Below are 10432 nucleotides of genomic sequence, written 5' to 3'. Positions count from 1 at the left end.
CGAAAGCGGTGTGTCATTCAGCATTGATGCCAGCTGACACACCGTTTTCGCGAGCAAGCCCGCTCCCACAGGGGGTTTATGTTGTCGGATAGTTTTGGGCAAAATCCTGAAGCTGCGGATAGAACAACCGAAAGTCATCGCTCAACGGTTCATACAACACTCGCAATTCCTGCATCGCTGCGGCCAGCTCCTCCGGTCGCGTCAGCCTCCGTGAAATCCCCCGCAGCACCTGCTCCAACACCGCAAATTCTTGATAGGAACCCAACCAGTCATTGGCCACCATATGCGGCGCGATCTGTGCCAGGCGTTCCGGCAATTGCGCCTCGGCGGACAGCACCCGGTACACACCCGAAGTGAATTGCTCCAGCGGCTGGTCGGCGTACAGCGTCCAGTCCCGGGCCAGGCAATGATCGAAAAACACGTCAAGCACGATCCCGGCATAACGCCTGCGGGTCAGGGAAAACCGTGACAACGAAACGTCCACCAACGGATGGCGGTCGGTAAAGACATCGATGCTGCGATGCAGCTGGATGGCCGCTTCGATTTCCGGATCGAACTGCCCTTGCAGCCGCCCTTTGACAAAATCGCCATACAGACTGCCGAGCAATTGACCGGGGCGCTGGCCACCGAGGTGCAGATGTGCGAGATAGTTCATGGGCGCAGCTTAGCACTGCGCCTTGGTATCGTTACACTCAACATATCGTTATAACTCGATATACCGAATTATGCGGTCGTCAGACCAAAATCATATTGGTATATCGCGAATTACCGATTTAAAGTTCGCCTCATCGCGATATAGCGTTTTACTCATCACGAGCCCAACACCATGACCCTCAATCTCGACGAAATAATAAAAGCCCTGGCACACCCAGTACGGCGAGAAATCCTGCACTGGCTCAAAGACCCGACCGTCGAATTCCCCGATCAGTCTCACAGCAACGAGCACGGCGTCTGCGCCGGGCAGATCGATCAACGTTGCGGTTTGTCGCAGTCCACGGTGTCTGCACACCTGGCAACCCTGCAACGCGCCGGCCTGATCAGCAGCCGCAAAGTCGGCCAGTGGCATTTTTTCAAACGCAATGAGGAAACCATTCAGGAATTCCTCAAGACCTTCAGCAAAGAGCTCTGACCCTTAACGTCAGCAAGCCGACAAGGAATCAACAATGCCCCTCTCGCTACTCATTCTGGCCTTGAGCGCCTTCGCCATCGGCACCACCGAGTTCGTCATCATGGGCTTGCTGCCCGATGTGGCGGCGGACCTCGGTGTGTCGATTCCCGGCGCCGGCTGGCTGGTGACCGGTTACGCCTTGGGCGTGGCCATCGGTGCGCCGTTCATGGCACTGGCCACCTCCAGATTGCCGCGCAAGGCTGCGCTGGTAGTGTTGATGGGCATCTTCATCGTCGGCAACCTGCTCTGTGCAATGGCCACCGACTACAACGTGCTGATGTTTGCCCGTGTGGTCACCGCCCTCTGCCACGGTGCATTCTTCGGCATTGGCTCAGTGGTGGCAGCGGGTCTGGTTCCGGCGAACAAGCGCGCTTCGGCCGTGGCCTTGATGTTCACCGGCCTGACCCTGGCCAACGTGCTCGGCGTTCCGCTGGGCACCGCGCTCGGTCAGGAAGCCGGCTGGCGTTCGACCTTCTGGGCGGTGACCGTGATTGGTGTGATCGCGTTGATCGGCCTGATCCGCTTCCTGCCGGCCAAGCGCGATGAAGAGAAACTCGACATGCGCGCCGAACTGCGCGCCCTCAAAGGCGCCGGAATCTGGCTGTCGTTGAGCATGACCGCGTTGTTCGCAGCTTCGGTATTCACCCTGTTCACCTACGTCGCCCCGCTGCTCGGCGATGTCACTGGCGTCTCGCCCAAAGGCGTGACCTGGACCCTGATGCTCATCGGCCTGGGCCTGACGGTCGGCAACATCATCGGCGGCAAACTGGCAGACAAAGGCATGGCCGCCACGTTGATCGGCGTCTTTATCTCGATGGCCGTGATCTCGACCGTACTGACCTGGACCAGCGTTGCACTGATTCCGACCGAAATCACCCTGTTCCTCTGGGCCACCGCGTGCTTTGCCGCCGTGCCCGCCCTGCAAGTGAACGTGGTGACCTACGGCAAGGCCGCACCGAACCTGGTGTCGACGCTGAACATCGGCGCTTTCAACATCGGCAACGCACTGGGTGCCTGGGTCGGTGGCAGCGTCATCGCCCACGGTTTCGGCCTGACCAGCGTTCCTCTCGCGGCAGCAGCACTGGCGGTACTCGCCCTGCTGGTGACCCTGATTACCTTCCGTCAGAGCGGCAATCCCGAACTGGCCCCTGCTACCAACTGATCTCTACCGGAGAGCTATTTCATGACGACTATTTTCGATCCGATCAAACTGGGCGACCTCGAGTTGGCCAACCGCATCATCATGGCGCCGCTGACCCGCTGCCGCGCAGACGAAGGCCGCGTGCCAAACGCGCTGATGGCCGAGTACTACGTACAGCGCGCCTCGGCCGGCCTGATCCTCAGCGAGGCCACTTCGGTCACGCCAATGGGCGTCGGCTACCCGGACACCCCGGGTATCTGGTCCAACGATCAAGTGCGTGGCTGGGCCAATGTGACCAAGGCTATCCACGGCGCGGGCGGCAAGATTTTCCTGCAACTGTGGCACGTCGGCCGTATTTCCCACGGGTCGTACCTGGGCGGTGAGGTGCCGGTCGCACCAAGTGCCATTCAGCCAAAAGGCCATGTCAGCCTGGTTCGCCCAATGGCTGACTTCCCAACCCCACGCGCCCTGGAAACCGCTGAAATCGCCGACATCGTCGACGCCTACCGCGTCGGTGCCGAGAACGCCAAGGCGGCCGGTTTCGACGGTGTGGAAATTCATGGCGCCAACGGTTACCTGCTCGACCAGTTCCTGCAAAGCAGCACCAACCAGCGCACCGACAACTACGGCGGTTCCGTGGAAAATCGTGCGCGCCTGTTGCTGGAAGTGACCGATGCCGCGATCGAAGTCTGGGGCGCAGGCCGCGTGGGTGTGCACCTGTCACCCCGTGCCGACCTCCATGACATGGGCGACGACAATCTGTCCGAGACCTTCACTTACGTCGCTCGCGAACTGGGCAAACGTGGCATCGCCTTCATTTGCTCCCGCGAGAAAGAAGATGGCGACAGCCTGGGTCCACAATTGAAAGAAGCGTTCGGCGGCCCGTACATCGTCAACGAACGCTTCACCAAAGACAGCGCCAACGCCTGGCTCGCCAGCGGCAAGGCCGATGCGGTGGCCTTCGGCGTGCCATTCATTGCCAACCCAGACTTGCCGGCACGGTTGAAGGCCGATGCGCCGCTGAACGAGGCGCGTCCTGAACTGTTCTACGCCAAGGGCCCGGTCGGCTACATCGACTACCCGGTGTTGTAAGCGTCTCCCCTTGAAACGCAAAAGCCCCGACTCGAAAGAGCCGGGGCTTTTTGGCAACCGGGTTACTCACAAAATCCCTACAAATCAGGTAGCTCACTACCTATCAACCTGGCGAGCGTACGTATATAAAAGCCCCCCATTAGGTATTTTGTTTCATTTGCGCAGGCTGGGGCTCAGGCGCAGCATATCCAACCCTGTATCAACCAAACACTCGGCGTCGATATGCAGTTCAAAACTGTCGGGCGCCAACAGCCACTGATACAGGATGCCGTCGATGTATGCATGCAGGCTGATGGCCGCGCGGGCCGTATCGAGGCTTTCCGGTAACTGTCCCCGATTGACCGCATTACTCAGGGCCAGGGCGATTCGCACATTGCAATCAAGGCTGACCGCTCGGCGCTGCTGGCGCAGGTCGCACATTTCATCGGTGAATTCGCACTTATGAAACAGAATCTCATTGATGCGTCGGGTTTTCGGATCCATGGCAACTTGATGAAACAAATGAATCAGCAGTTTGCGCATGCAGCCCAAGGGGTCGAGTTCATCTTCGCTTTCACTGGCCTTGGCCATTTCATCCAGCGGCTCATGCAAGGTATCAAGCATGGCCTGCACCAGATCCGCCTTGTTGCTGAAATGCCAATAGATGGCCCCGCGAGTGACCCCGGCCAGGGTAGCGATATCCGCCAGTGTCGTGCGCGCCACGCCCCTTTCGTAAAAGGCCTTTTCTGCCGCTTCCAGTATCTGGCTGCGGGTTTCTTGAGCTTCCTCTTTGGTGCGACGGACCATGACAGTACAACCTCAATCAGGATGCTTCAGCGATGTCTGAACATCAGCTGAATAAAAGTGGGGCGATCGCTCTCAGACGTCGTCCCCGGCCTACAATTCGAACCCTTGAACGGCTTTTGTAACGGTGTGGATACGCGACCAAGGTATTTACAAACAACCATGAACGTAAGTATATTCCTTAGCAAGCTACTTATCCACTCAGCGCACATTTTTTACCTTTCCACCTTTCGAGTGCGCAATTTGCGCGCCTGACCCGAGGATTTTCATGCAATTCAAGCCAGCTGTTACCGCTCTGGTCACCGCCCTCGCCTTGGCATCGCTGCTCAGCGGATGCAAAAAGGAAGAGGCGGCACCTGCCGCACCACCCCCTCAGGTCGGCGTCGTTACTCTGCAACCTCAAGCCTTCACCCTGACCTCCGAGCTTCCGGGCCGTACCAGCGCGTACCGCATCGCCGAAGTTCGCCCTCAGGTCAACGGCATCATTCTCAAGCGCCTGTTCAAGGAAGGCGGCGACGTCAAAGCCGGCCAGCAGCTGTATCAGATCGATCCGGCGGTTTATGAAGCCACTCTGAAAAGCGCCGAAGCCAACCTGCAACAGACCAAATCGATTTCCGACCGCTACAAGCAGTTGGTCAGCGAACAGGCGGTGAGCCGTCAGGAATACGACACGGCCCTGGCCAACCGGTTGCAATCGGAAGCCGCCCTGCAAAGCGCCCAGATCAATGTGCGTTACACCAAGGTTTACGCGCCGCTCTCCGGCCGCATCGGCCGCTCGACCGTGACTGAAGGCGCGCTGGTCACCAGCGGCCAGGTCGAAGCGATGGCGGTGATTCAGCAACTCGACCCGATCTATGTCGACGTGACCCAGTCTTCGGTAGAGCTGCTGGAACTGCGCCGCGAACTGGAAAGCGGTCGACTGCAAAAATCCGGCGACAACGCGGCCGCGGTCAAGCTGACCCTCGAAGACGGCAGCCAGTACAAACAGGAAGGCAAGCTCGAGTTCTCGGAAGTCTCGGTAGACCAGACCACCGGTTCCGTGACCTTGCGTGCGGTATTCCCGAACCCTGACCACACCCTGCTGCCCGGCATGTTTGTACACGCCCAACTGCAGGCCGGTGTGAACAGCGCGGCGATCCTCGCTCCGCAACAAGGCGTGACCCGTGATCTCAAAGGCACCCCGACCGCGCTGGTCGTCGGCCCGGATAACAAGGTCGAACTGCGTCACCTCAAGGCCAGCCGCACCGTCGGCAACCAATGGTTGATCGAAGACGGCCTGAAGGCTGGCGACCGCCTGATCACCGAAGGACTGCAATTCGTTAAACCTGGCGTCGAAGTAAAGGCCAGTGAAGCGACTAACGTTGGCGCAAAGAACCCGGCCCCCGCACAGGTAGCTAACAAGGCTTCCAGCGGCAAAGGGGAGTAAACCATGTCCAGATTTTTTATCGACCGTCCGATTTTTGCCTGGGTAATTGCCCTGGTCATCATGCTGGTCGGGGCACTCTCGATCCTCAAACTGCCGATCAACCAATACCCGAGCATTGCGCCTCCGGCCATTGCGATCTCTGTGACCTACCCGGGCGCGTCCGCACAAACCGTGCAGGACACCGTGGTCCAGGTGATCGAGCAACAGCTCAACGGTATCGATAACTTGCGTTATGTCTCCTCGGAAAGTAACTCCGACGGCAGCATGACCATTACCGCGACCTTCGAGCAGGGCACCAACTCCGATACCGCGCAGGTTCAGGTCCAGAACAAGCTGAACCTGGCCACCCCGCTGCTGCCGCAAGAAGTGCAGCAACAGGGTATCCGCGTGACCAAGGCAGTGAAAAACTTCCTGATGGTGATCGGCGTGGTGTCGCGCGACGGCAGCATGACCAAGGACGACCTGTCCAACTACATCGTGTCGAACATGCAGGACCCGATCTCGCGGACCGCCGGTGTGGGTGACTTCCAGGTCTTCGGTGCCCAGTACGCAATGCGGATCTGGCTCGACCCGGCCAAGTTGAACAACTTCAACCTGACCCCGGGCGACGTGAAAACCGCCATCGCCGCGCAAAACGTCCAGGTGTCGTCCGGTCAACTCGGTGGCTTGCCTGCCGTGGCCGGTCAGCAACTGAACGCGACGATCATCGGCAAGACCCGTCTGCAAACGGCTGAGCAGTTCAAGGCCATCCTGCTGAAGGTCAACAAGGATGGCTCGCAAGTGCGTGTCGGCGACGTGGCGGATGTCGGTCTGGGCGGTGAAAACTACTCGATCAGCGCCCAGTTCAACGGCAGCCCGGCCTCCGGTCTGGCGGTGAAACTGGCCAACGGTGCCAACGCCCTCGACACGGCAAAAGCGCTGCGCAAGACCATCGAATCCCTCAAGCCGTTCTTCCCGCAAGGGATGGAAGTGGTCTTCCCGTACGACACCACGCCGGTGGTGACCGAGTCGATCAAGGGTGTGGTTGAAACCCTGGTCGAAGCGATCGTGCTGGTGTTCCTGGTGATGTTCCTGTTCCTGCAAAACTTCCGCGCCACCGTCATCACCACGATGACCGTGCCCGTGGTACTGCTGGGGACCTTCGGGATCCTCGCGGCGTTCGGTTTCAGCATCAACACCCTGACCATGTTCGGCATGGTGCTGGCCATCGGTTTGCTGGTGGACGACGCCATCGTCGTGGTGGAGAACGTCGAACGGGTCATGAGCGAAGAAGGCCTGTCACCCAAGGAGGCCACCAAGAAATCCATGGGGCAGATCCAGGGTGCACTGGTCGGTATTGCCCTGGTGCTCTCGGCGGTACTGTTGCCGATGGCATTCTTCGGCGGTTCCACCGGAGTGATCTACAAGCAGTTTTCGATCACCATCGTCTCGGCCATGGCCCTGTCGGTACTGGTCGCACTGATCTTTACCCCGGCGCTCTGCGCCACCATGCTCAAAGCGATTCCCAAGGGTGAGCACGGCGTCCCGAAACGCGGATTTTTCGGCTGGTTCAACCGCAACTTCGACCGTAGTGTGAAAAGCTACGAGCGCGGCGTTGGCAACATTCTGCGCAACAAGGTGCCGTATCTGCTGGTGTACGTGATCATCGTCGTCGGCATGATCTGGTTGTTCCTGCGTATTCCATCCGCGTTCCTGCCGGAAGAAGACCAAGGTGTACTGTTTGCCCAGGTGCAAACCCCGGCCGGTTCCAGTTCCCAGCGCACGCAAGTGGTCGTGGACGAGATGCGTGAGTTCCTGCTGCGTCCGGGCAAGGACGGCGGTGAAGGTGACGCGGTGGCCTCGGTGTTTACCGTGACCGGCTTCAACTTCGCCGGCCGTGGTCAGAGTTCGGGCATGGCGTTCATCATGCTCAGACCGTGGCACGAACGTAACGCCGACAACAGCGTGTTCAAAGTTGCGGCCCGTGCCCAGCAGCATTTCTTCACCTTCCGTGACGCCATGGTGTTTGCGTTCGCACCTCCGGCGGTGCTGGAACTGGGTAACGCCACCGGTTTCGACGTGTTCCTGCAAGACCGTGCCGGTATCGGTCACGACGCACTGATGGCTGCACGCAACCAGTTCCTCGGTATGGCGGCGCAGAGCAAGGTGCTGTCGCAGGTCCGCCCGAACGGTCTGAACGACGAGCCGCAATACCAACTGGAAATCGATGACGAGAAGGCCAGTGCCCTGGGCATTACCATCGCCGACATCAACAGCACCCTGTCGATTGCGCTGGGCAGTAGCTACGTCAACGACTTCATCGACCGCGGTCGGGTGAAGAAGGTTTACGTACAAGGCCAGCCGGGCGCGCGCATGAGCCCTGAAGACGTGAAGAAATGGTACGTACGCAACAGCGCCGGCACCATGGTTCCCTTCTCCGCGTTCGCCAAGGGTGAGTGGATTTACGGTGCGCCGAAGCTGTCGCGTTACAACGGCGTAGAAGCGATGGAAATCCTCGGTGCCCCGGCACCCGGCTATTCCACCGGTGAAGCCATGGCCGAAGTCGAAGCCCTGGCCCAGAAACTGCCGGCCGGTGTCGGTATTTCCTGGACCGGCCTGTCGTACGAAGAACGACTGGCGGGCTCGCAGGCGCCGGCGCTGTTCGCGTTGTCGATCCTGATGGTGTTCCTGTGTCTGGCCGCGTTGTATGAAAGCTGGTCGATTCCGATTGCGGTGGTGCTCGTGGTGCCGCTGGGGATTATCGGTGCCTTGATGGCGACCAGCTTGCGCGGTCTGTCCAATGACGTGTACTTCCTGGTGGGTCTGTTGACCACCATTGGTCTGGCGGCGAAAAACGCCATTCTGATCGTCGAGTTCGCCAAAGACCTGCATGAACAGGGCAAGAGCTTGCAGGAGGCCGCCATCGAGGCTTGCCGCATGCGTTTGCGTCCGATCATCATGACGTCCCTGGCGTTTGTCCTGGGCGTCGTGCCGCTGGCCATTTCCACTGGCGCCGGCTCGGGTAGCCAACACGCCATCGGTACCGTGGTGATTGGCGGTATGATCACCGCCACCGTTTTGGCGATATTCTGGGTCCCGCTGTTTTTCGTCACCGTGTCGGCCATGGGGCAGCGCAAAATTGCTGACCAGGACGACGCTCTAGAACCTTCTAAAGAGGCTGGCTTATGAGCAAGTCGCTACTTTCCCTGGCTGTTGCCGCCTTCGTGCTCGGTGGCTGCTCGCTGATACCCGATTATCAGCAGCCTGAAGCACCGGTCGCGGGTCAATACCCGCAAGGCCCGGCGTATTCACCGGCCCAAGCGCCTGCCCAGGCTGCCGCCGAACAGGGCTGGAAGCAGTTTTTCCATGACCCGGCGCTGCAACAACTGATCCAGGTCGCCCTGGAAAACAACCGTGACCTGCGTGTCGCGGCGTTGAACATCGACGCCTTTGCGGCTCAATACCGCATCCAGCGTGCCGATCTGTTCCCGGCCGTGTCGGCCAACGGTACCGGCAGCCGTCAACGGGTCCCGGCCCGGGCCTCGCAGACCGGCCAAACGGACATCAACAGTTCCTACTCGGCCACGGTCGGCATCAGCGCCTATGAACTTGACCTGTTCGGTCGGGTTCGCAGCCTGAGCGAAGAAGCCCTGCAGAAGTACTTCGCCACCGAAGAAGCACGACGCAGCACCCAGATCAGCCTGGTGGCCAGTGTGGCCAACGCCTACCTGACCTGGCAGGCCGACAAGGAACTGCTGAAACTGACCCAGGACACCCTGGGTGCGTTCGAGGAGAGCTACAAGCTCACCGCCCGCAGCAACGAAGTGGGGGTGGCCTCGGCCCTGGATCTGGCCCAGTCGCGTACCTCGGTGGAAAACGCCCGCGCGCAAAAAGCCAAGTACACCCGTCAAGTCGCCCAGGATGAAAACAGCCTGGCGTTGCTGCTCGGCACTGGCATCCCGGCCAATCTGCAAGCGGCCAAGCCATTGGCTGACGACCTGCTGAGCGAAGTGCCGGCCGGTCTGCCATCGGACTTGCTGCAACGCCGTCCGGACATCCTTCAGGCCGAATACAACCTGAAAGCCGCCAACGCCAACATCGGCGCGGCGCGGGCTGCGTTCTTCCCGAGCATCAGCCTGACAGCCAATGCCGGGACCCTGAGCCCGGACCTGTCCGGCCTGTTCAAGGGCGGTTCGGGCACCTGGTTGTTCCAGCCGCAGATCAACCTGCCGATCTTCAACGCAGGCAGCCTGCGCGCCAGCCTGGATTATTCAAAAATCCAGAAAGACATCGGCGTGGCGAACTACGAGAAGTCCATTCAAACGGCCTTCCAGGAAGTCGCCGACGGCCTGGCCGCGCGCCAGACCTACACCGATCAGTTGCAGGCCCAGCGTGATTTCGTCAACGCCAACCAGGACTACTACCGTCTGGCCGAGCGTCGTTATCGCATTGGTGTCGACAGCAACCTGACCTTCCTCGATGCCCAGCGTCAGCTGTTCAGTGCTGAACAAGTACTGATCACCGACCGTCTGGCGCAGCTGGTCAGTGCCGTCAATCTGTACAAGGCACTGGGCGGTGGCTGGAACGAGCAGACCGCGAAGAACGAACCGTTGAAAGAAGAAGCGCCGAAGCTGAAGTTGTTCTGATAGCGCGGTAAAACAAAAAGCCCGCCGATTGGTGGGCTTTTTGTTGTCTGCGGGGAAAGGTGTGTTGTCTGTTCCGGCCTCATCGCGAGCAAGCCCGCTCCCACAGTTGATCTCTGCTGGTCATCAATATTGTGTTCACCCTAGATCCCCTGTGGGAGCGGGCTTGCTCGCGAAGAGGCCCGCCCAAACAATACAAA

General features: G+C 59.7%; 8 protein-coding genes. 6 read left to right on the top strand and 2 right to left on the bottom strand.

Features of this window, described 5'->3' with window-relative positions; translation table 11 throughout:
* Positions 1–76: 76 nt before the first annotated feature.
* Positions 77–655, bottom strand: a complete 579-nt coding sequence (locus KGB03_RS01420; RefSeq protein ID WP_223526011.1) for an ACP phosphodiesterase — start codon at positions 653–655, stop codon at positions 77–79.
* A gap of 171 nt (positions 656–826) precedes the next feature.
* Between KGB03_RS01420 and KGB03_RS01415 the strand changes: the two genes are divergently transcribed.
* From KGB03_RS01415 to KGB03_RS01405, 3 genes are read left to right on the top strand one after another with little or no spacing between them, the layout of a single operon-like run.
* Complete coding sequence (locus KGB03_RS01415; RefSeq protein WP_093225791.1) at positions 827–1129, top strand: ArsR/SmtB family transcription factor; 303 nt, start codon at positions 827–829, stop codon at positions 1127–1129.
* A gap of 34 nt (positions 1130–1163) precedes the next feature.
* Positions 1164–2330 (top strand): MFS transporter, encoded by a 1167-nt coding sequence (locus KGB03_RS01410; protein ID WP_111450914.1) that lies wholly within the window; start codon positions 1164–1166, stop codon positions 2328–2330.
* A gap of 21 nt (positions 2331–2351) precedes the next feature.
* Positions 2352–3401: an alkene reductase gene (locus tag KGB03_RS01405; RefSeq protein ID WP_223526010.1), complete on the top strand. Its 1050-nt coding sequence runs from the start codon at positions 2352–2354 to the stop codon at positions 3399–3401.
* Between the two features lie 153 nt (positions 3402–3554).
* Here KGB03_RS01405 and emhR read toward each other — a convergent pair whose 3' ends face one another.
* Positions 3555–4187, bottom strand: a complete 633-nt coding sequence (gene emhR, locus KGB03_RS01400) for an efflux system transcriptional repressor EmhR (RefSeq protein ID WP_111450916.1) — start codon at positions 4185–4187, stop codon at positions 3555–3557.
* Positions 4188–4452: 265 nt separating this feature from the next.
* Between emhR and KGB03_RS01395 the strand changes: the two genes are divergently transcribed.
* Genes KGB03_RS01395 through emhC form a run of 3 tightly spaced genes read left to right on the top strand, consistent with a single transcriptional unit; the run spans position 4453 to position 10235 of the window.
* A complete protein-coding gene (locus KGB03_RS01395; RefSeq protein ID WP_192406541.1) occupies positions 4453–5610 on the top strand; it encodes an efflux RND transporter periplasmic adaptor subunit in 1158 nt (385 codons plus the stop codon).
* 3 nt (positions 5611–5613) lie between these two features.
* Complete coding sequence (gene emhB, locus KGB03_RS01390) at positions 5614–8778, top strand: efflux RND transporter permease subunit EmhB (protein ID WP_218536355.1); 3165 nt, start codon at positions 5614–5616, stop codon at positions 8776–8778.
* On the top strand, positions 8775–10235 hold the full coding sequence (gene emhC / locus KGB03_RS01385; RefSeq protein WP_111450919.1) for an efflux RND transporter outer membrane subunit EmhC: 1461 nt from the start codon (positions 8775–8777) through the stop codon (positions 10233–10235). The genes emhB and emhC overlap by 4 nt, the downstream gene beginning before the upstream one ends.
* Positions 10236–10432: the final 197 nt, after the last annotated feature.

Origin of the sequence: Pseudomonas sp. BF-B-26 (assembly GCF_019956495.1) — a bacterium.
Taxonomy (GTDB): domain Bacteria; phylum Pseudomonadota; class Gammaproteobacteria; order Pseudomonadales; family Pseudomonadaceae; genus Aquipseudomonas.
Note: the sequence above shows the minus strand (reverse complement) of the source record. Positions and strands in the feature narration are given on the sequence as shown.